We start from the raw sequence: 19,781 nt of genomic DNA on the forward strand, positions 1-19,781 counted from the left end.
TAAATTAGCTATTTAAATATCGACAAACAAGTGAAAAAGGTAACAAAAGGTGGTAAAATTAAGCTAAAACTAGGTGAATTTAATAAGAAAGTGTGATATTATGCGCAATAATAATTTTACCGACGTTGTTCAAAACCGTCATTCAGTCCGTAATTTTGATAAAGACGTTAAAATTCCTCGTGAGGAATTCAAGCAAATGTTTGAAGAGACAATCACTGCCCCTTCAGGCTGCAATCTGCAGGGCTGGCATTTTGAAGTGGCTGATACACCTGAAAGCATTGCGAGAGTTAGAGACTACATGATGAAGTTTAACTATCCGCAGGTTGATAGCTGTGCCGCGATTGTGCAAATTTTCGCTTATGTTGATGCCTATAAGTCATATCGCGAAATGTGGACTAAAACCTATGAAGAAGGACATATTACTAAGGAAAAATTAGAAGAAGTTTTACAAACGTTTTTACCTTTATATGAAAATGGTAGTTATGAATTACGTGCCTCTGATGCAGTCAGGTCAGCTTCACTAGCGGCAATGCAATTTATGTTGGTTGCTCGCAGTCACGGCTATGACACTAATCCAATTGCAGGCTATGATGAATCTAAGATTGCCAAAACCTTTAATTTAGATTCTAAGGCTTATGTACCAGTAATGGCGATTGCAATTGGTAAGGGTAAGGAGACAAAAGATACTTTAGTCGAAACGGTTCGCTATCCGGTTGAACAAGTTTATCATTTAGCAGATTAATGGAATTAATAAATAAAAATTCTCTAAGTTGAGTTTTACTCAATTTAGAGAGTAATTTAAAAGGCAGCTAGTTAGCTGCCTTTTTCTTCTTAACATTATTTTTACAAAATTGGTGACAGCATCCGAGAAAAACTTTGTAGTAGTTTGAGCCAGCGCCCTTGCTGTGAAATCATCTCAGGAGTCAATAATGTTGACACTTGCATATCATTTTCAAATGACTTTGCCACTTCACGAGTGAAATTCTTATCATAAAAAACTGCCACATCTTCGAAATTCAAATCGTAAGAACGATAATCTTGGTTCATCGAACCAACAGTAGAAAAGTCGTCATCTACAACAACCGTCTTGGCGTGGATGAACCCTTTATCGTAGATATAGATTTTAATGCCAAAGCGAGATAGTTCATTGGCATACCATTGCGTGGCACGATAAATAAATGGATGGTCTGGTTTACACGGAATCATAATCCGTAAGTCAACTCCCGACATTGCAATTGTTTGCAAAGTAGCAAACATCGCATCATCAGGAATAAGATAAGGTGTTTGAATCCAAACCCTTTTTTTAGCTAAAGACATCAACCGGATAATACCATTTCGCATATTGGCAGTGTCGCGATCGGGACCGTCAGAAATGATTTGGGTGGCAACATCACCTGGACGAATTTCGTTTTCATCTAAGTTAGGGAAAAGTAGCGTGTTGAAAGTAATAATTTGATTTTTTTGTTGAATAGAAGCATTCCAATCCATGACAAAACGCTCTTGCAGTAAAAGTGAAGCTGAGCCAACAATTCGCACTTGACTGTCGCGCCAATAGCCGAACTTCTTTTTGCGGCTTAGGTATTGGTCACCAATGTTAAAGCCACCAGTCCAAGAGGTTTTGCCGTCTGTAATCACAATTTTTCGGTGCAAGTGATAGTTGATACGGTATCTAGTAATCATGTTACGTGAAGTAATAAACGGTAAGACTTCGCCTCCGGCATTACGCAGCTGATCGAACCAGGCCTTAGTTGCACCCAGAGATCCCCAAGCATCATAGAGCAGTCGCACCCTGACGCCTTCTTTTGCTTTTTTAATCAATAAGTTTAGAATTTCGTTGCCGATTTCATCATTATAAAAGGTATAAAATTCTACGTTGATAGTTTGCTTAGCATTGACAATATCTTCCATCATATCGCGAAACATGGGCTCACCATCAGTGTATAGTTTGACTTGATTATTTTTGCTCAAAGGCGATTCACTATTATGATCGAAAAAGCGTACCACCATGCTAGCCTTATTAGAAGTATCCGAAGTGCTGGTTTTCTTAGGTGCCTTTGTTATCGACTTTTGAACATTACGTAAACCAATGTGATGCTGCTTATTAATCGCGAAAATGTTCTCTTGCGAAATTCCCCGGCCAAAAAAGCCGTAAAGAGTAATTCCAATTACAGGGAAAACAAGCAAAATAATTAGCCATGCCCAAGTTGTTGAAACAGAACGGCGTCGATGAAAGACGATGTAAAAAGCTAAAACAGTATTAATAATAATGATAATACGAAATATATCACGGAGCAGAATCACGTAGTTCCTCCAAAATTAAAAATTATTTTTTAAGTCCAATAAATTGATCAATGATGCTGATAACAAGAGGATTGTCGTGCATCCAGCTATGTTCAGCATCTTTCTTACCACGAATTTCAACTTCGTGGTAAGACCTAGCATTTGGCGCTAAAACATAGCGAATGCTTTTAGCAGAAATAACCGAAATAAATTTATCACTGTTAGTGTTATCAAGAACATTACCATAAATATTCAAAACAGCAATCTTAGGGTTGAAACGCTTGCGCCTAAATAAAAGATAAAGGTAGTGCAGATTAACGACAGCAGGACGACCATTGCGGTTAAGTCCATTTACATTGGGGATATCGCCCATGTAAGTAACACCGTCAAAAGGTCCGGCAATGAAAGCACACTTATCTAAATGAGGGAAGCTTTTTTTACGATAATTACGCATTTCTGTTCGCACTACACATGGGCATGCCAATGAGTGCGCGATTGCAGAATAATGTGTAAAGTGATATCTTTTAGCCAGAAAGGGCAAAATAAAGCGTAAATAGTAGTCAATTGCGTAGACACCAACTATTCGTTGCCGAAAAACGACCTGAACAATTGGATTTTGATCCCCAGTCCAGGTTCCTTCCAGCTTGAAGTTGCCAAGCAAATCGGCAGTTACTTTGAGAAATTTGTCATTTTTCTTGTCGGTCGTTGCCTGTTTAACCATGGCATTGGTAGTATAGTCACCACCACGGAAACCATGGAAATAGATAACTGGTACTTGATCAAAGTCCCCTTTTTTAGTTTCAATTGTGGCATTGTCTTCGATTCTTCGTTTATGCATCCGCAAAAAAATGCGCAACGGTGCAATCGTTGCCAAAATAGCCAGTGATAGCATGTTGAATCGACTAGGTTCTTTTGATAAATTATGCTTACGGTTCTTCTCAGCTTCTTCCGTATATCTTTTTGTATTGAAGAACATAATACCACCTTAAAAATAGAGCTACTTTTATTTTAACATTGACGACAACATTTTAGTGATTGAGGTACATATGAAATTTTATGCAGTAAAAAAAGGACGCAAGCCAGGCGTTTATCGTACCTGGGAAGAGGCTAAAAAACAAGTTGACGGCTTTCCTAATGCCGAATATAAATCATTTGCTCAAGTCACGGATGCAACCGAATACCTTGACTGGGATCAAGCAGCAATCAAAGCAGTTTTTCAAAAAGATGAAGATTCACTAGAAAAAGCAATTGCAAAAATTCAACAAGAAAGCCATTCAATAAAAGATGCCTCCAAAGTCAAAGCAGACCAACCTGACGACCAACTCACGTTAAAAAATGAAGATTATGATCTTGGTTCATACTTTGCAACAATATATACCGATGGTGGTACGCGCAATACTGGTAATTATAAGGGAGGCCATGTAAAAGTAACTGATAAAGCCGCTTGGGCTTACTTAATTGAGTGGCAGGACCAAGGGCAAAAGCAATCTGCTTACGACTCAAATGGTGAATTTGGGGCAACTAATAATAAAATGGAATTGACGGCTTTAATTGAAGCTCTGAAAAAATTGTTGAAATTAGGCTTTAACCATCAGCCCTTATTATTTGTACTAGATTCACAATATGTTTTAAATCCAATCACTAAAGGCTGGCTTAAAGGTTGGAAAAAGCGTGGCTGGAAAAAAAGCACTCCCGGAGAAATTGCTAACTTAAAAAGTTGGCAAGAAATGGAGCGATTGCTTGAGAAGTTTACCAATAGTAAATTCGAGTGGACTAAGGGGCATAATAATAACCGTGGCAATGAGTTTGTTGATCAAGCATTAAATAAATTTATGGATCAGATGTAACTAAAAAGGCTAGCACTATGATGCTAACCTTTTTAAGTTATTTTTTGGTTTTAATATGCCTCAAAAACTGCTGGCTATTACCCCAAATAAGTGACTGAAAAATTCGCCAATATTATGAAGAACCTGCTCAAACCAATTACGATTTTCAGGGGTATTAATTTTGTCAAAAATGCCTTTAGCATTTTGCTTGATATTTTCTGATAGTGCACCAGCTTGGTCTTTAAACTTGTTGTCTTTTAAGGCTCCGGAATTACGAACTTCGATTAGAACATTAATAATTTGCTGCTTTTGGTTGTTGTTGATGACATCACCCAAATGGTTAATATTAATTTGTTGGTTAACAATGTCATGAATCTGGCTGTCAGTAACATTATTACCAATTTTGCCCATTTCTTGCTTGGCACCGGCAACTGCGTTGTTTAATTGAGCATCGCTATATCCATCTTTACCTTTATTTTCTTTGGTAATTTGACTTAGTGTACCCATCTCGTCTTGTGCAGCATTAACTTGCTTTTGATTTAAGTTTTCACCAGTTTTGCTATAAGCAGCATAAACACCAGCTAAGGCACCCGAGCCATCAATTGGCACAGCACTGGTAACATAAATATTAGCATCCGCAATTCCTGCCGTAACAGCGGCATTTTTATACTGATTAGCAGTAATTGTAGTAATGTTGTTGTGACCTTGATAGTCTAGAAGGTGCACGTTAATTCCACTACCTTGCGCAGTTTTTTGAATCATCGCACTGGACCAAACACCGGAGCTAGTAGTGAAGTTCGCTCCAGAAGGATTAATATATCTGACTAAATCAGCGCCGTTAATATTAATAGTTTGGTAACTACTGCCATTAAGTGGGTTACTAAGGGTTTTTAAAGTACCGTTGCGCTGGGTGTCCGTTAAAGAAGAACCTAGACAAATAATTGGCAGATCATCAGCTTTTGCAGTTTGCGAAAAGGTTGTTAGTCCACCAATCGTAAACAATAATGTCATGATAATGGTAATAATAGATGTTGCTTTTTTCATAAAAAATAATCAACTCCTTTTTGATGTCCCTAAATTATACTAAATGCTTTTTATAAAAGTTTAAAATAGCGCTTTAGGACATTCAGTTTACGATATTTTTAAGATTTAAGATGGTATAATAAAAAACAATGAGGGAGGGGTGCTATGACTCAGCAACCTGAATTAACTGTTATTATGCCGGTTTACAATGTTGAAAAGTACTTGTCGCGAGCACTAGAGCACTTGGCAAAACAAGATGACCCGAATTTTAAATTGTTAATCGTCAATGACGGTTCAACGGATAATACTAAGAAAATTGCGGAAAGCTACCGTAGTAAATTTAAGTTTTTCCAGATTATTAATAAACAAAATGGTGGTTTGTCAGATGCTCGTAACGTTGGAATTGACAATGTTGACACACCGTATTTTACTTTTCATGATGGTGATGACTGGGTAGACCCTGGTTACACGGCCTTTTTTGTCCGTGCTTTTCATGATCATCCTGATGCTGCGCTAGTTTCATGTGGCTTTTGGCTGGATTATGAAAATAAAGCGGGATCAGTTCCGGTGACCAAGAAGGTTATCCAAGGCATGAAAGGCAAACTGCGTAGTTACCAGCTTATAAGTAATCCACTTGGTTCATTGTTTGATAACCATTTTTTGGCTACACCAGTCAAAGGCTATACTTGGAATAAGGGCTATAAGCTTTCAGTTGTTAAACGCAATCATCTGCGTTTCATGGAAAATTTAGCGTTCATGGAAGATCAAATTTTTAATGTTAAATATATGGCATTAACTGAAGGCTTTTATTGTGAAAGTACGCCGTTATACCATTACTGGCAAAGAAAAGACAGTATGGTGCATAATTTTAACTTGAAGATGATTCCTGACAATTTTAAGGCTAACTACATCATTATTAAGTCAATGGCACGCAGTATTTGGCAGGAACACCAGAAGCAAAGAGCAGGTTCCAAGCAAAAACTAATTGAAGCTAGTGAGAGGGATCAGCAATGAGAGAACGGGTTAATGGCAATGAACTTTACTATAGTAAGCTAGGTAAAGGCGAACCGCTGCTACTCCTACATGGTCACCATTATGATGGTGGAATGTTTGATCAAATAATTGCCCCACTTGGACTTTATTACACTGTTTATGTTCTCGATATGCGAGGCCATGGACTTAGTCAAGGTGAAGCTGCGCAACACTATCAAACTGAAGTTGATGATGTTGCTGCGTTTATTAAGCAGATTGATATTAGAGGCTGCTATTGTTTTGGCTTTGATGCTGGTGGTTTAGTGGCAATGATGCTTGCAAGTCAAGATCAAGACGCATTTAAAAAATTAATGGTAGCGGGCGTTTTTGTTAATGGCAATGGTATCAAGCCATATCACTATCTAACTGAAGGTGTAATGCGATTTCTCCAACGTAATCGCGACAGCCGCGTGGAACTGACCGAGAGTTTCATGTCTGTTGACAGTTTGAAAGCAATTAGTATACCAACTTATTGTGTTGTTGGGGAAAAAGACTGGGTAAAGGTTGAACATGTTCGGTGGTACAGTCAGATTATTCCGCAAGGTCAGCTTTTAATTATGCCACGGCAAAAACATGAAAGTTACGCTGTTAAGAGTTTTAAACTGCTTAACTTAATGGAAGAATTCTTTAAATAAAGTTGCCTGTGTGAAAGCTGTAATTTTAACCATTTGGTTGATTTTGGTGCTTTTCTAGGAACTTGCTGGTTTTTTAGTTATAATAGAAGTTGCAAAGATAGTATTTAAAAAAAGAGGTAGCTATGAATAAGGAAGAACTTCTGCAGATATTACACCCAATGAAGTTGATTGGATTAAGTGGAAATCCCGCATTAAACGAAAAGATTGCCACTATTTTGAAAAAGCCGTTGATTGAGACTGCTGTGCAGCATTTCAGTGATGGTGAAATTCAGGTTAATATCGGTGAAAGTGTTAGAGGATGTGACGTTTTCGTTATCCAATCAATTCAAGATCCTGTAAATGAGAACTTTATGGAGCTAGAAATTGTGTTAGACGCGTTGCGCCGTGCTTCTGCGCATAGAATTAACGTGGTTGTTCCTTACTTGGCTTATTCTCGTTCGGACACAAAAACGCGTTCGCGTGAACCAATCACGGGTAAGCTAGTAGCCAATTTGCTCCAAATTACCGGGATGGACCACTTAATCGTTTTGGACTTACACGCTGCGCAAATTCAAGGCTTTTATAATGTACCGGTGGATCATTTGCATGCAATGCCGCTATTGGCACAATATTTCTTGGACAATGGAATTGCCACAAAAGAAGAGGATGATATTGTAGTGGTTTCACCGGATCACTCCGGTGCAAAACTGGCTCGTAACTTTGGACAATTTTTCGATGCGCCGATTGCAATTGTTGATCAGCGTCGTACGCGCTATGACACTGATGTTCATGATATTATTGGCAATGTTAAGGACAAGAAGTGTATTATTGTTGATGATTTAATTGATACTGGTTCGCGAATTTCTTCTTCAACTAAGTCTGTTTTGGCAGCTGGGGCCAAGAAAGTCTACGTTGCTTCAACGCATGCACTTTTATCGCAAAATGCAACTGAAGTACTCAACGAACTACCAATCGAACAGATTGTAGTTACTGACACAATCAAGCACAGTCATTATCCTGATCGAATGGTTCGTATCTCAGTTGATTTGCTTTTGGCTAGAGGGATAAATTATGCTTATAATGATCGTTCCATGCATTTGTTGAGTGAAAGTGACTTGAAATAAGTTAACAATTAATGCTTTGTTACTAAAGTGGCAGAGCACTGTCATGTTAAGACTCGCATCATTTTGGTTTCTTTTTGTTTATTTATTCTATATCATTGGTATAATATTAACAAAATGTATAGAACGGAGAGACCATTATGGCACGACGGAAGAATTTTAAAAGAAGACGTATCATATTAAGTAACACTTTTCACCTAATTAGGGAAAACGGAATGGATAACGTGTCCTTTCAGATGATTGCGGAAAAGTCTGGAATTTCGAAATCATTGCTGCAATCATATTATCCGCATAAAGCAAAATTAATTGATGATGTGGTCCGCAATATACTCAATACTTTAGATGAGCAGGTTAGGAAACTAAACCATGCTCAAGAAAAGAATATTTGTGCTCGAACTAAGGCATTCATCTACACAGTTGCGATGCTGGGAATTTATGATAAAGGACTTAAACGGATTATTTCCGAGGTCTTTAGCAGTAATGAAACTCTTGATAATTGGAGTAAGATGCTTAACAGCTGGGTAAAGGAAAACCAGATTTTTGATGAAGACGCTTTTGACCTTAATGAAGTTGAATACGGAATTGCTTTTGTTGTGACTGGGGTCGGTCGTTTATACCATGACAGTAAAAGGTTTAATTTATCTGCCGAACAGCTTGCCGATTATGCTACCAGTTCTTTGATGTATAGCTTTTTACACTGTACTCCGGAACAAGTTGATCATGCGCTTGCTGATGGTCATAAGATAATTGCCTCGGCTGACATTAAGACGGTACATCATGCAATTGATACTATGTTTGATGAAGATAAGGAAATCGTCTGTTAGGAAGGAAAAATATGGCAAATGGCGCGCGAGCAAATCAGCGCAGGGTAACTCAAGAACAGCACCATCAATACAAGAGGGTGTTGTCCTTTATTATTTTTCTGACTGTGTCCTTAGTTATGGTCACAGTTACTTTTCTAAATCCCTTTTTCATGAAGGGTCAGATTAGAACTGATAATAATGAGGCGGTTGTTGTAAGACAAGTCAATAGACATTTTGATACACTAGCTCAGATGCTGGGTGCAAATCGAAATGGCAATTCTAATCTTTTGACAGCTAAGCAGACTCAACCGATTGCTGAACATATTATTGACTATACTTTAGGCTCTCCTTGGATTAAATTCAGTAATATGAATCTAGCTAATCAGATTTTGCACGACATCAATGCCAATATCAATCAGGATTCTTCTAGTGATGCGCAACTAGTGCGTGAAAAACTAAAGCAGCAGGGAAATAATGCCCCTTATGACGTTGAAGATGCTTTCAGCTTAAACACCATAACTGTTGGTGGCAACGTTGCTTTTGTACTATTAGTGGTCAATGTTATTTTGGTGGTAATGGCCGTTGTTAGCTTGCGGTCCTTAATTAGCGAAATGAAAGCAATAATGGAACTGCGATTGCTGATACATGATATTACTGCATCTGGAATGTGGTCAGGCTTTTGGCTGATTCTTATTTCGGGAATTTTAGCTCTTTTACCGATTATTTTCGATGTTGAAGGTATAGCCGTTTTAGGTTACGTACTTGAGATTGGAAGCAGTATATTCTTAGATTTTGTAATTGTAGGCGTTATTCTATACATTTTCTCAGCTATTCCTTGGGAGTTTACCTCGTCAAATAATTAAGTCATACAAATATTTTTGTTAAAAGGTATTTTTATTTCGTCGATTTAAAAGCCCTAGTATCTTGTTTAAGTAAACCGGCGAATATTATCTATTTTGGGAGTCAATTATGAAAATTTATTTTGCTAATGCACTGTTTTCGCAAGCCGAAATTAACTATAATGCTCAACTTGCAGCTAAAGTTCGGGAATTAGATAGTTCGATAGATTTGTATTTACCTCAAGAAAATGGGGCAATTAATAATAAGCAGGCTTATGCTGATTCAAAAATGATTGCTCAAGCCGATACTGAAAAGTTGCTCGAAAGTGACTTAATGGTAGCTATTCTTGATGGCATCAGTATTGACAATGGTGTGGCCAGTGAAATTGGTGTAGCCTATGCAAGCGAAGTTCCAATTATTGGCTTGTATACTGACACGCGCCAGCAAGGCAGTGACAACCAACAAAAACTGCAAGCATTGAGCCAAATTGCTGAAAATCAATTCCACTATGTTAATCTTTATACAACAGGCTTGATTAAGCTCAACGGCACGATTGTTAATAGTGAAGATGATTTATTGGAAGCAGTTGCCAAATATCTTTAAAACACATTAATTAAGCTCCAAAAGACTTACAGTTATTTTGGAGCTTTTATTATGAAATATCTTTTTGCAAAGAGGGTATAGTCAATGCCAATCAATCATGATATTCCGCGTCAAAAAAAGGTACGAATTAGTTTACAGAGTAATTTAGACGATTGGGATGGGGTAACTGGTCCTAGAGATAGGGATCTGCGGCAAGTTGTTGTTCAAAAAACGTACGTTGATCAAGAGTGTACTTATGCCTTGCAACATGTTGCAGGCGATACTTTTGTTTACTGTGGACCAAGTGGTAAAAATGTTTTATTCGATAAAGCACAGCCGATTTTAAGCTTAACAGGTAGTGCAGCTGGGCATACGCAGACATTTGAATATGCAGGTAGACCCAAACAATGGTTCATTGGTACTAAGCCTAACGATATAAATCCAAACTGGTCTAGTTGGTCAAAGCAGATAGCTCGCGTGACTATTCCGCGTTTTACTGAAATTACGAACCATGCAGCCATGTCGCCGTGTTTATCTAATTTGAACCATGCGGGTGGATCTTTTGGTGTAAGCTGTGCAGATGACCAACTTGCGCGAGTTGAAGCAGCGGTTTCGCCTGATTATCAGTACTTTTTAATTGCATATGGTGATAATCAATACAATGGCTACTTTGCACTTTACTATCTTGACGAAATTAATGCTGCTTTAGACTGTGCGGCATCTGAGAATACAAATGTTGATATTGCTGATGTTCAGTGCGTTGCTGCATTTATGATTCCAAACTTATCCGGTTATAAAGGACAAATTGGTTCTCTTCAGGGTTTTGGCATCAGTAATGATCAGGACAAACTTGTTATTTATGTTTCCAGTCAACCTGTAGGAGATATCACTGGTTTAGACCGTAAAATTGTTAAAATTCCGTGGGGAGAAATGAACCCTGCTAACTGGGAACTAGTTGACTTAACTAATGTAGCTGCCCTTGAAATCACGGGTTATTATACAGAAATTGAGGGCATTCAAGTTGTTGGCCATAATAAAGTATATCTAACCGTCGCTTATCATCAGTCTTTTTGTCTTGCCCATCCGCTTAAACATCCGACTAAAATTAATAAGTTATATAAAATTAGTTGGGAAACGAATTAATAAAAACAAATTGCTATTAAACAAGCTTGCACAAAATTATACAAGGCCGTATATTTTTAAAATTTTAATGTTACAATAAAAAATATTTCTAAAATTCGGCTAATTTCGCATTTATACGCCATTTAATGCCGTATAATTAAAGACTAGAAACATGATTAAGAGGTAAGAAAATAATGACTAAAAAAACTCAAGTTGGTCTGATTTTTGGTGGCAATTCATCTGAATATGAAGTATCTATTATGTCAGGCCACAATGTTTATAATGCTATTGATAAAGACAAGTTTGATGTCCATCCCATATGGATTACTAACGATGGTTACTTAGCTAGTGAAGCAGAGTCATTAAAAGTGCTTGATAATCCTAAACATACAGTTGAGAACCCACATAAAGTTGCTAATATTTCGAATCTGAGTGAACTGGCCAATTTACCTGAAACCGATGTTTTTTTCCCGATTGTTCACGGCAATTTGGGCGAAGATGGCTGTCTACAGGGGCTATTTAGAATTTTAGACAAACCATTTGTTGGGGATGATGTCCTATCTGCTGCCGTAACGATGGACAAAGAATTTACCAAAATTTTGGCCCAACAAGTTGGTGTTCCGGTTGCTAACTGGATTTCAATCAAACGTTTTGAATATAATAATGAAAATAATGACAAGCGCAATTACGCAAAAGTTAGTCAAAAGCTGGGTAGCGATTTGTTTGTTAAGCCATCTAATCAGGGCTCATCAGTTGGTGTGCATCATGTTACCAATGAACAAGAATTTAATGATGCTCTAGCTGATGCTTTTAGATATGATGATAAGGTTTTAATTGAAGAAACAATTTCAGGCACTGAAGTTGAAACTGCGGTATTAGGTAACGATGAGCCACTTGTCTCTGGAGTTGGTCAGATTATTAATGCTAAGGGCACTTTTTATAGCTACGAAAACAAATACGATGATGATTCAACGACCACTTTACAGATTCCGGCTGACTTACCAAGTGGGATTGTTGAAAAAGTCAGATCAAATGCTTTGAAAGTATATCAAGTAACTGAATGTAGTGGCATGGCGCGGATAGATTCAACCCTACGTGCAAGTGATCATCAAATTATTTTAACGGAAGTTAATGCTTTGCCAGGGTTTACTAATATCAGTATGTATCCGAAACTGTTTGAAGAGGTAGGAATTTCTTATTCAGATTTAATTACGCGCTTAATTGAAAAGGCACAAGAGCGCTATGAACATAAGAAAACTTTGTTACACAAAATTGGTTAATTAGGTTGTGTTGGGAGTAATTTAATGACTGAAGAAGATAAGCATAATTTTGAAGAATTAATCGCCCCGGCTGCAACTGCCAAGGAGCTGCAAATTAGTGTTGCAACTTTGCGTAAGTATTCGCTGATTATTGAAAAAGTGACGGGTAAGCCTAATTATTATGCCAGAACTAGGCAAAAAGCCCGTTTATATAGTCAAAAGGATATTCAGGATCTCAAGGATTTTCACAAATTATCCCATGAAAATGGTTTAACCTTACAAGAGGCTGCCCAACAAATTTTTGCCGTCAGTGCGCAAACAAGCAAAGTTCAATCAGGAGCTGACGCAGCCGATAAGGATGAAAAGCAAGAGGTAATGAGTGCTCCGCAAATGATGAAGCTACTTAATGCTTTGCAACAGACTATTGGGCAGCAAAATTCTGCTTTGGAAAAATTGCAAAAGCAACTTAATCGAATTGAAAAGCAAAATAAGGAATTACTAGAAAAACAAAGCAAAATAGAAAACACTAAAGGCAAGGACAATTTTGCCAGTCTGCCCGATATTTCAGGTATTGTTACAGATGATGGCGACGAAATTGTTGATTTGCCGGAAATAGATGATATTTCGGCTGACTTTTCAGTTGAAAAGCCACTTACTGCTGCCGAAAAGCGGGCCCAGGTTGTAAATGATGAGAAGAAGTCACGTGATCAAGTCCATGACGAAATTTTGACCAAGGCCAAGGAGAACGCCACCAAAAACGCGACTGCTAATGTTCACCGTACACTAACGGACATGCAGCTGGAACCAGAAAAAACGCACTGGTGGCAGCGATTTTTAGATATGTAAAAATAAAAACGACTTTTGCAATAAAGTCGTTTTTGTTAATACAAAATATTCTAAACTTAGGCAAATTTTATAGCTATTAGTAACCTTTTTGGAGTAAAGTAAACAAATATAGATTAGGAATGATTAAATTGAGTAAAATTAAAGGACGCTACTTACTTGCAATAATTGCGTTTATTATCGGATTGATTTTAACTACTTGCACGTATTTTGCGACCGACATTTATTCTAAACATGATGTGGCTGTTATCACAGATTCCGCAATCAAGGATACTTTGGTGGAAAAAAGTAAGGACGTTTATGACAACAAGGACGAAACTAGAAAGCAAGTTTTACATCTAAAAGTTTTGTCAGGTGAATATAAAGGGCGGACCTTTAAAACAGTCAATTATTATTATCCGTCGCAGCTGATTACACAGAAGTTTCGAGCGAGACAACGAATTTTTGTAAATATTAAACACAATGATCCCGCAATTCAAACTCCCAAAAGAGACTGGGTATTAGTTTTAGCACTGACGGTGATGACAACTTTAATGATTGCAGTTTCCGGTAAAGATGCAATTAGGCTGATTGCCTCAATGGCTCTTAGCTGGGTACTATTCTATCTTGTTATTATGACCGACATTAAACTCAACGGTTCATACATCGTTTTGTTATTTGGTTTGGCAGATATTGTCTTTTCATTTTTTAGCTTGCTAATAGTGCAAGGCTTCAATAAAAAAATGTTGGTAACCTGGGCGGCAACCCTGCTTGGCGTTTTTGTTTCATTTGCTCTTTGCTATATTATTATGCGCTTGACTGGTGAATCGGAAATTAAGTATGAAACCGGTGATTATGCTACCCAGGATCCTAGAGGTATCTTCTTGGCCCAAACTTTGTTAGGAATATTGGGTGCAGTTATGGATGAAGCAACTGATATTATTTCTAGCTTGTACGAGTTAGTCCAAACTAAAAAAGACTTAAGTGCCAAACAGTTAATCGAAAGCGGACGGACAATGGGGCAAGAAATTATGGGACCACTAATTAACGTTTTAGTGTTGATTTTTATGTCAGAAGCTTTACCACTAACTATTATTTATTTACGTGATAACAATACCTTGAGATCGACCTTTGGGTTTACTTTATCACTAGGAGTAACCCAGAGTGTAATTTCTGCTATTGGCATTGTTTTAACAGTTGTTTTTGCGACTGGCTGTAGTCTATTGTTTTTAGAAGGTCAGAAGTGGAAAGCGAGGCCTAAAAGTTGAGCACCCTAATGGCATTAATCATCGTTTTAGCAGTTTTAATGACAGTTGTTGGCGGTGAAACTGGAATTCGCAGTTTCTTTAGTGTGTTAATTAATACACTTTTATTGATTTTACTGGCAATATTAATTTCATGGGGGATTAATATTCCACTTTTAATCTTAATCTTCATTCCGCTAAAATTGGTAACAATTATTTTTCTAGGGACACATGATTATCAAGTAGCTAAAAACTCGTTTTACTCGTCTTTAGTTATTTGCTTAATAGTAGCGGTTTTGATTTTAGGATTTGAATGGTTAGCTCAGGCCGCAGGGCTTGGGCCAGAGGCGGGTGAAATACTGGTGGGCCTTTCTCAAATGCCGGGCTTAAGTTACCCACTTATTGCAGTAGCAGTGGCAATCTTTTCAACATTAGGTGCAGTTGCTGAAGCAGCGGTGGCAATGAGTTCGGGTTTACTTGAAATAAAAAAGCACAATCCGGAAATTACTCATCAAGACTTACTCGACAGTGGCGCAAAAATTGGTACCGATGTTTTAGGAACAGCAATGAATACCATTTTATTTGGTATGTTTGGTAGCTTTCTTTCGTTATTTTTATGGTATATTAGGCTAAATTATACTTTTGGCGAGATTGTGAATGAAAAGCTGTTTGTTAACGAAGCACTAATTATTGTGTATTCGCTGATTGGTGTATTATTAACGGTACCATTATCAACTGCTTTTCTAACAAAAAGTATGACAAAACGTGAGGTGAAAAAATGAAGGTAAAAGATTTAACATTAACTAACTTTAATGGTCGCAAGTTTAAAGTTCATATTTATGCATTAGCTTCAATCGGTGATTTGATTACGCCTAGGCATCCATTAGCAATTGTAATTCCTGGCGGTAGCTTTGACCATTTATCTTTACGTGAAGGTGAACCAGTGGCACTTGCTTTTAATAACTGCGGTTTCAATAGTGTGGTAATGGAATATAATCTTGTTCAAGATGAGGGTGAAATCTATCCTGATGCTGGTTTGGATGTTTTAAAAGTAGTTAAGTACTTTCGTGATCACGCTGACGAATACCAGATAGATCCCGAAAAAATAGTGACAATTGGTTTTTCGGCTGGTGGTCATGTTGCCAGTTTTGCCAACAGCATGGCGAATTCACCTAAGTATCAAAAAGATTTTGCCTTTGACAGCAAAGAAGTTTTACCAAACAAAACGATTCTGGGCTATCCTTTAATTAATTTAAATAAAATTGGTTTTGATGTGCCAGAAGATGAAGAAGACATGGTTCCAGACGACCAGTTTGTTAAAAACAGTGCTCTCGGTGTGACCGAAAAAACGCCAGCAACATTTATCTTTCATGCTTGGGATGACCCTGTTGTGCTCGTTTCAAATACTTTGGAGTATGTTGCTGCCCTTAATGAAAAAGGAGTTCCGTGCGAGGTACATATTTTTAATATTGGTGGTCACGGTTTTTCATTAGCTAGAAAAGATATGATAGTCAAGGGCAGGGAATGGCAAGAAAATCCGCATGCCGCACATTGGTTTAAATTGGCTCAAGAATGGCTTGCTAGTGAATGGTAATTAACCTAATTTTTCAGCGGACATATTCAGTGTTTTAAGCAAAACTGTTGCATTTACTTTCTAGGGGTATATAATGTCATGTATTTATACCGAAAGAAAGGACATGATTTTTTGAAGCTAACAAAAATAAAGGTTTTAACAGCAATTAATGGCTTACTAACTTTGAGCAGTCTAATCATGTTATTCTTTGGATTGTGCAATCAAGTTAATGAGTCAAGTCATTTGTTAGAAGACGAACAGACGATTTCACTTAACAGCAGCAATGGGATAATGATTTCCGTTGCAATTGTTGCGGTAATGTTTTTTGGTTTTGCATTTTTGGTCAATTGGTTAAAAATCGAACCTGCTAAAGCTCATTTGTTAAGACACAGGGCATAAATAATTTGGTTAGAAAAGCCACATTTTTAAAAGAAATGTGGCTTTTTATTATGTGAAAAATTAACAGCAGCCAAAAACAGGCTAGCTATTTTGCTAACCTGTTTTGTTAATTATGGAAAAGAATTAGAATAGTAATTTTTAATACCAGTGGTGTGATAACCAGAAGTTCTTGGCGTTAACCCATGAGCCGTAACGACCGTATACATAGTTGTCGGCAACTTTTTCTTGGTTACTCTTGGAGTAATCACCGCGCAAGTAATTAATGTTTAGCTGATATTTGCCATAACAAACACCGTTTCTAGCATTGTAGTTGCCACCAGATTCTTTCATTGCAATCCAGTTCTTGGCAGCACGTTCTGCTTTTGATAGAGTTTTTGCAGCTTGAACAGTGTGGGTAGTTGATTGACTGTTAGTAGTTTGAGTAATTAGTGTAAAACCAAAAGAAAGCGCAAGCGCCGCGACTAATTTACCTATAAAATTCTTACTTTTGCTTTTATTCAATTTATTCATTCCCCATTAATTTTTGTCTTTTATTACTAAGGCTATACTACACAATCAATATTTCATTGCTGTTACAGAATTGAAACGCAACTCTTACAATCAGGTATTAATGTTATTTTCACTTAGTTTTGGTAGAATTTACTATGACGACTATTCTAGGAGGTAAAATTATGTCAGCAAAACATTTTTATGAAACTTTCCAGCCTGATCACTATGACTTATTTATAGATATTAATCGTGAAAATAAAACGATTAACGGCACCTCGACCATTACGGGTGAGGCTGTTGAAGAACAGGTTTTAGTTAACCAGAAGTACATGGACATCTTGTCCGTTAAGTGTGATGGTAAAAAAGTTCCATTTACTGTAAGTAATGAAGAAGAAGCGATTAAAATTGACCTAGGCAAAACCGGCAGTGTAAAGGTTGAAATTACTTACACTGCACCGTTGACAGACACTATGATGGGTATCTATCCGTCATATTATCTGGTAGATGGTATTAAAAAGCAGATAATTGGTACTCAGTTCGAAACGACTGCTGCTCGCCAAGCCTTTCCTTGTGTAGATGAGCCAGAAGCTAAGGCTACCTTCTCTTTAGCCCTTAAGTACGATGAGCACGCTGGTGAAACAACTTTAGCTAATATGCCAGAAATTAAAGTTGAAAACGGTGTGCACTACTTTGAAAAGACCGTTAAAATGTCCAGTTATTTGATTGCCTTTGCTTTTGGTGAACTACAATCTAAACAAACTAGTACTAAAGATGGTGTAAAAGTTGGTGTTTTTGCGACTAAAGCTCATCAGCCAAAAGAGTTGGATTTTGCCTTAGATATTGCTAAACGCGCAATTGAGTTTTATGAGGAATTTTATCAAACTAAATACCCGCTGCCACATTCTTGGCAACTAGCTTTACCAGATTTTTCAGCTGGTGCAATGGAAAACTGGGGTCTGATAACTTATCGTGAAGCAGCAATTTTACTTGATCCTGATAATGCCACAGCTAAACAAAAAGCCTATGTTGCCACAGTTATTGCCCACGAATTAGCTCACCAATGGTTCGGTGACTTAGTAACAATGAAGTGGTGGGATGATGTGTGGTTAAACGAAAGTTTTGCCAATATGATGGAATATGTCTCAGTTGATGCTTTAGAACCGGAATGGCATATTTGGGACAATGCATACCAAATTTCAGAAGTACCATCTGCTTTAATGCGGGATGCAACTGATGGTGTGCAGCCAGTTCACGTTGAAGTAGAACACCCAGCTGACATTGATTCAATTTTTGATAGTGCTATTGTTTATGCTAAAGGTTCGCGGATGTTAGTCATGGTACGGGCACTACTAGGTGATGAAGCTTTGCGCCAAGGGCTTAAATACTACTTTGATCACCATAAGTTTGGCAATGCGACTGGTGATGATCTGTGGAACGCATTGTCTACGACTACTGATTTAGATATTGGCAAAATTATGCATACTTGGCTTGATCAGCCTGGCTACCCTGTAGTTAATGTCAAGGTTAATGAACTAGGCCACTTAATTTTGAGTCAAAAGCAATTCTTCATCGGAGAAGGAAAAGAAGCTGGCCGTAAATGGGCTATTCCACTAAATGCCAACTTTGCAGCACCGCAAATTATGTCCGAGCGAGAAATCGACCTTGGTGACTATCAGAAATTGCGCAATCAAACAGGTCACGCTTTGCGCGTAAATGTCGGTAATACATCACACTTTATTGCGAACTACGACGAAAAGTTGATGAATGATATCATGGCTGAAGTTGATAACTTAAAGCCGGTTGACCAGCTGCAGCTGTTGCAAGACCTAGGGCTTTTAGCAGAGGGCAACCAGATTTCGTATGCGAAAATTGTCCCGATATTACCAAAATTTGCTGATTCCCGATCAAACATTGTCATTGGTGCATTATTTAGTGCTGCAACTGACTTGCGCAAGTTTACTGAGCCTGATTCAGATGAAGAAAAACATTTAAAAGAACTTACTAATAAGCTATCTGAAAAACAAGTAGCGCGTTTGGGTTGGCAAGCAAGGGATACTGATAGTGCGGATGATTTGTTAATTCGTCCAGATGAAATCTCCGCAGCACTTTATGCAGAAAATCCTGCTGTAATTGAGGCAGGTCACAAGATTTTTATTGAAAATGAAACAAATTTAGCGAAAATTGAAGCTGCAACTCGACCATATGTTTTAATGAATGAAGTTAAAAACTATGGCAACTCCACTCTTACTGAACGCTTAGTTAAAGAATATCAAGCTGCGATTGATCCGTACTACAAGCAAGACCTTCTGATAGCTATTACTTCAACCAAGGACTCTGTAGATATCAAGAAGATTGTTGATAGCTTTGAAAATGCAGATGTGATTAAACCACAAGATTTACGGAACTGGTATGTTCGCACTTTGCTAAATCAAAAAGGTCAGCAAGCTGCTTGGGACTGGCTACGTAATGACTGGTCATGGCTGGAAAAAACTGTTGGTGGTGATATGGAATTCACTAGCTTTATTACTGTTACCGCGAGAGTTTTCCATACAGCAGATAGATTGAAGGAATTCCAAGATTTCTTTGAACCAAAAATCAATCAGCCTGGACTTGGCCGAGAAATAAACATGGATATCAAAGTAATCGCAACTAAAGTTGCTTTAGTCGAATGTGAAAAAGACGCTGTTAATCAAGCAGTTAAACAAGTTTTGTAAAATAAGAAAAAAGCACTATTCCGCAGAGGATAGTGCTT

The 19,781-nt window shown here is 37.6% G+C and carries 20 protein-coding genes; 16 read left to right on the forward strand and 4 right to left on the reverse strand.

The annotated features are described in order from the left end of the window. The first annotated feature begins 100 nt into the window (after nucleotides 1-100). The gene (locus tag AC2JF9_RS05900) at nucleotides 101-742 is read left to right on the forward strand and encodes a nitroreductase family protein (RefSeq protein ID WP_500725918.1); all 642 of its coding nucleotides are present in this window, start codon (nucleotides 101-103) and stop codon (nucleotides 740-742) included. Nucleotides 743-843: 101 nt separating this feature from the next. Here AC2JF9_RS05900 and cls read toward each other — a convergent pair whose 3' ends face one another. Together cls and AC2JF9_RS05910 are read right to left on the reverse strand one after the other, a co-directional pair. Beyond that, the gene (cls, locus tag AC2JF9_RS05905) at nucleotides 844-2,301 is read right to left on the reverse strand and encodes a cardiolipin synthase (RefSeq protein ID WP_500725919.1); all 1,458 of its coding nucleotides are present in this window, start codon (nucleotides 2,299-2,301) and stop codon (nucleotides 844-846) included. A gap of 22 nt (nucleotides 2,302-2,323) precedes the next feature. Continuing rightward, nucleotides 2,324-3,256, reverse strand: a complete 933-nt coding sequence (locus AC2JF9_RS05910) for an alpha/beta hydrolase (RefSeq protein WP_500725920.1) — start codon at nucleotides 3,254-3,256, stop codon at nucleotides 2,324-2,326. A gap of 70 nt (nucleotides 3,257-3,326) precedes the next feature. Here AC2JF9_RS05910 and AC2JF9_RS05915 point away from each other — a divergent pair, with 70 nt between their 5' ends. Then, a complete protein-coding gene (locus tag AC2JF9_RS05915; RefSeq protein ID WP_500725922.1) occupies nucleotides 3,327-4,127 on the forward strand; it encodes a ribonuclease H family protein in 801 nt (266 codons plus the stop codon). A 60-nt stretch (nucleotides 4,128-4,187) separates the two neighbouring features. On the opposite strand, the gene AC2JF9_RS05920 is transcribed toward AC2JF9_RS05915, so the two are convergent. Beyond that, on the reverse strand, nucleotides 4,188-5,150 hold the full coding sequence (locus tag AC2JF9_RS05920; RefSeq protein WP_500725924.1) for a DUF1002 domain-containing protein: 963 nt from the start codon (nucleotides 5,148-5,150) through the stop codon (nucleotides 4,188-4,190). 144 nt (nucleotides 5,151-5,294) lie between these two features. On the opposite strand from AC2JF9_RS05920, the gene AC2JF9_RS05925 reads away from it, so the two are divergent. From AC2JF9_RS05925 to AC2JF9_RS05985, 13 genes are all read left to right on the forward strand, one after another. After that, nucleotides 5,295-6,143, forward strand: coding sequence for a glycosyltransferase family A protein (locus tag AC2JF9_RS05925; RefSeq protein WP_500725926.1), 849 nt, complete (start codon nucleotides 5,295-5,297; stop codon nucleotides 6,141-6,143). Next, the gene (locus AC2JF9_RS05930) at nucleotides 6,140-6,796 is read left to right on the forward strand and encodes an alpha/beta fold hydrolase (RefSeq protein ID WP_500725928.1); all 657 of its coding nucleotides are present in this window, start codon (nucleotides 6,140-6,142) and stop codon (nucleotides 6,794-6,796) included. Before AC2JF9_RS05925 ends, AC2JF9_RS05930 begins: the two co-directional genes overlap by 4 nt. A gap of 122 nt (nucleotides 6,797-6,918) precedes the next feature. Next, nucleotides 6,919-7,899 carry a ribose-phosphate diphosphokinase gene (locus AC2JF9_RS05935; RefSeq protein ID WP_500725930.1) on the forward strand — a complete coding sequence of 327 codons (981 nt, stop codon included), beginning with the start codon at nucleotides 6,919-6,921 and terminating at the stop codon, nucleotides 7,897-7,899. Nucleotides 7,900-8,036: 137 nt separating this feature from the next. Beyond that, nucleotides 8,037-8,720, forward strand: a complete 684-nt coding sequence (locus AC2JF9_RS05940; RefSeq protein ID WP_500725932.1) for a TetR/AcrR family transcriptional regulator — start codon at nucleotides 8,037-8,039, stop codon at nucleotides 8,718-8,720. An 11-nt stretch (nucleotides 8,721-8,731) separates the two neighbouring features. Then, entirely contained in the window at nucleotides 8,732-9,562 is an 831-nt protein-coding gene (locus AC2JF9_RS05945) for a hypothetical protein (RefSeq protein WP_500725934.1), read from the forward strand. Between the two features lie 106 nt (nucleotides 9,563-9,668). Next, nucleotides 9,669-10,142: a nucleoside 2-deoxyribosyltransferase gene (locus tag AC2JF9_RS05950; protein WP_500725936.1), complete on the forward strand. Its 474-nt coding sequence runs from the start codon at nucleotides 9,669-9,671 to the stop codon at nucleotides 10,140-10,142. A gap of 84 nt (nucleotides 10,143-10,226) precedes the next feature. Then, nucleotides 10,227-11,264, forward strand: coding sequence for a helveticin J family class III bacteriocin (locus tag AC2JF9_RS05955; RefSeq protein ID WP_500725938.1), 1,038 nt, complete (start codon nucleotides 10,227-10,229; stop codon nucleotides 11,262-11,264). A 173-nt stretch (nucleotides 11,265-11,437) separates the two neighbouring features. Continuing rightward, the gene (locus AC2JF9_RS05960) at nucleotides 11,438-12,523 is read left to right on the forward strand and encodes a D-alanine--D-alanine ligase family protein (RefSeq protein ID WP_500725940.1); all 1,086 of its coding nucleotides are present in this window, start codon (nucleotides 11,438-11,440) and stop codon (nucleotides 12,521-12,523) included. A gap of 24 nt (nucleotides 12,524-12,547) precedes the next feature. Next, nucleotides 12,548-13,348 (forward strand): transcriptional regulator, encoded by an 801-nt coding sequence (locus AC2JF9_RS05965; protein WP_500725942.1) that lies wholly within the window; start codon nucleotides 12,548-12,550, stop codon nucleotides 13,346-13,348. Nucleotides 13,349-13,476: 128 nt separating this feature from the next. Beyond that, nucleotides 13,477-14,592, forward strand: coding sequence for a YibE/F family protein (locus AC2JF9_RS05970; protein WP_500725944.1), 1,116 nt, complete (start codon nucleotides 13,477-13,479; stop codon nucleotides 14,590-14,592). Continuing rightward, a complete protein-coding gene (locus AC2JF9_RS05975; protein WP_500725946.1) occupies nucleotides 14,589-15,350 on the forward strand; it encodes a YibE/F family protein in 762 nt (253 codons plus the stop codon). The genes AC2JF9_RS05970 and AC2JF9_RS05975 overlap by 4 nt, the downstream gene beginning before the upstream one ends. Further along, nucleotides 15,347-16,162 (forward strand): alpha/beta hydrolase, encoded by an 816-nt coding sequence (locus AC2JF9_RS05980; RefSeq protein ID WP_500725948.1) that lies wholly within the window; start codon nucleotides 15,347-15,349, stop codon nucleotides 16,160-16,162. Before AC2JF9_RS05975 ends, AC2JF9_RS05980 begins: the two co-directional genes overlap by 4 nt. A 111-nt stretch (nucleotides 16,163-16,273) precedes the next feature. Beyond that, nucleotides 16,274-16,540 (forward strand): hypothetical protein, encoded by a 267-nt coding sequence (locus AC2JF9_RS05985; protein WP_500725950.1) that lies wholly within the window; start codon nucleotides 16,274-16,276, stop codon nucleotides 16,538-16,540. Between the two features lie 138 nt (nucleotides 16,541-16,678). Here AC2JF9_RS05985 and AC2JF9_RS05990 read toward each other — a convergent pair whose 3' ends face one another. Beyond that, on the reverse strand, nucleotides 16,679-17,050 hold the full coding sequence (locus AC2JF9_RS05990) for an aggregation-promoting factor C-terminal-like domain-containing protein (protein WP_500725952.1): 372 nt from the start codon (nucleotides 17,048-17,050) through the stop codon (nucleotides 16,679-16,681). 161 nt (nucleotides 17,051-17,211) lie between these two features. Here AC2JF9_RS05990 and AC2JF9_RS05995 point away from each other — a divergent pair, with 161 nt between their 5' ends. Beyond that, on the forward strand, nucleotides 17,212-19,743 hold the full coding sequence (locus AC2JF9_RS05995; RefSeq protein WP_500725954.1) for a M1 family metallopeptidase: 2,532 nt from the start codon (nucleotides 17,212-17,214) through the stop codon (nucleotides 19,741-19,743). Nucleotides 19,744-19,781 lie beyond the last annotated feature (38 nt).

The organism is Lactobacillus sp. C449L, assembly GCF_059900815.1.

Excerpts from the sequence above, each read along its gene's own strand:
- AC2JF9_RS05940 (WP_500725932.1), top strand. The coding sequence starts at position 8,037 with ATGGCACGACGGAAGAATTTTAAAAGAAGACGTATCATATTAAGTAAC.
- AC2JF9_RS05900 (WP_500725918.1), top strand. The coding sequence starts at position 101 with ATGCGCAATAATAATTTTACCGACGTTGTTCAAAACCGTCATTCAGTC.
- AC2JF9_RS05925 (WP_500725926.1), top strand. The coding sequence starts at position 5,295 with ATGACTCAGCAACCTGAATTAACTGTTATTATGCCGGTTTACAATGTT.
- AC2JF9_RS05990 (WP_500725952.1), bottom strand. The coding sequence starts at position 17,050 with ATGAATAAATTGAATAAAAGCAAAAGTAAGAATTTTATAGGTAAATTA.
- AC2JF9_RS05910 (WP_500725920.1), bottom strand. The coding sequence starts at position 3,256 with ATGTTCTTCAATACAAAAAGATATACGGAAGAAGCTGAGAAGAACCGT.
- AC2JF9_RS05920 (WP_500725924.1), bottom strand. The coding sequence starts at position 5,150 with ATGAAAAAAGCAACATCTATTATTACCATTATCATGACATTATTGTTT.
- AC2JF9_RS05945 (WP_500725934.1), top strand. The coding sequence starts at position 8,732 with ATGGCAAATGGCGCGCGAGCAAATCAGCGCAGGGTAACTCAAGAACAG.
- AC2JF9_RS05915 (WP_500725922.1), top strand. The coding sequence starts at position 3,327 with ATGAAATTTTATGCAGTAAAAAAAGGACGCAAGCCAGGCGTTTATCGT.
- AC2JF9_RS05935 (WP_500725930.1), top strand. The coding sequence starts at position 6,919 with ATGAATAAGGAAGAACTTCTGCAGATATTACACCCAATGAAGTTGATT.
- AC2JF9_RS05965 (WP_500725942.1), top strand. The coding sequence starts at position 12,548 with ATGACTGAAGAAGATAAGCATAATTTTGAAGAATTAATCGCCCCGGCT.
- AC2JF9_RS05960 (WP_500725940.1), top strand. The coding sequence starts at position 11,438 with ATGACTAAAAAAACTCAAGTTGGTCTGATTTTTGGTGGCAATTCATCT.
- AC2JF9_RS05980 (WP_500725948.1), top strand. The coding sequence starts at position 15,347 with ATGAAGGTAAAAGATTTAACATTAACTAACTTTAATGGTCGCAAGTTT.
- AC2JF9_RS05995 (WP_500725954.1), top strand. The coding sequence starts at position 17,212 with ATGTCAGCAAAACATTTTTATGAAACTTTCCAGCCTGATCACTATGAC.
- AC2JF9_RS05950 (WP_500725936.1), top strand. The coding sequence starts at position 9,669 with ATGAAAATTTATTTTGCTAATGCACTGTTTTCGCAAGCCGAAATTAAC.
- AC2JF9_RS05930 (WP_500725928.1), top strand. The coding sequence starts at position 6,140 with ATGAGAGAACGGGTTAATGGCAATGAACTTTACTATAGTAAGCTAGGT.
- AC2JF9_RS05955 (WP_500725938.1), top strand. The coding sequence starts at position 10,227 with ATGCCAATCAATCATGATATTCCGCGTCAAAAAAAGGTACGAATTAGT.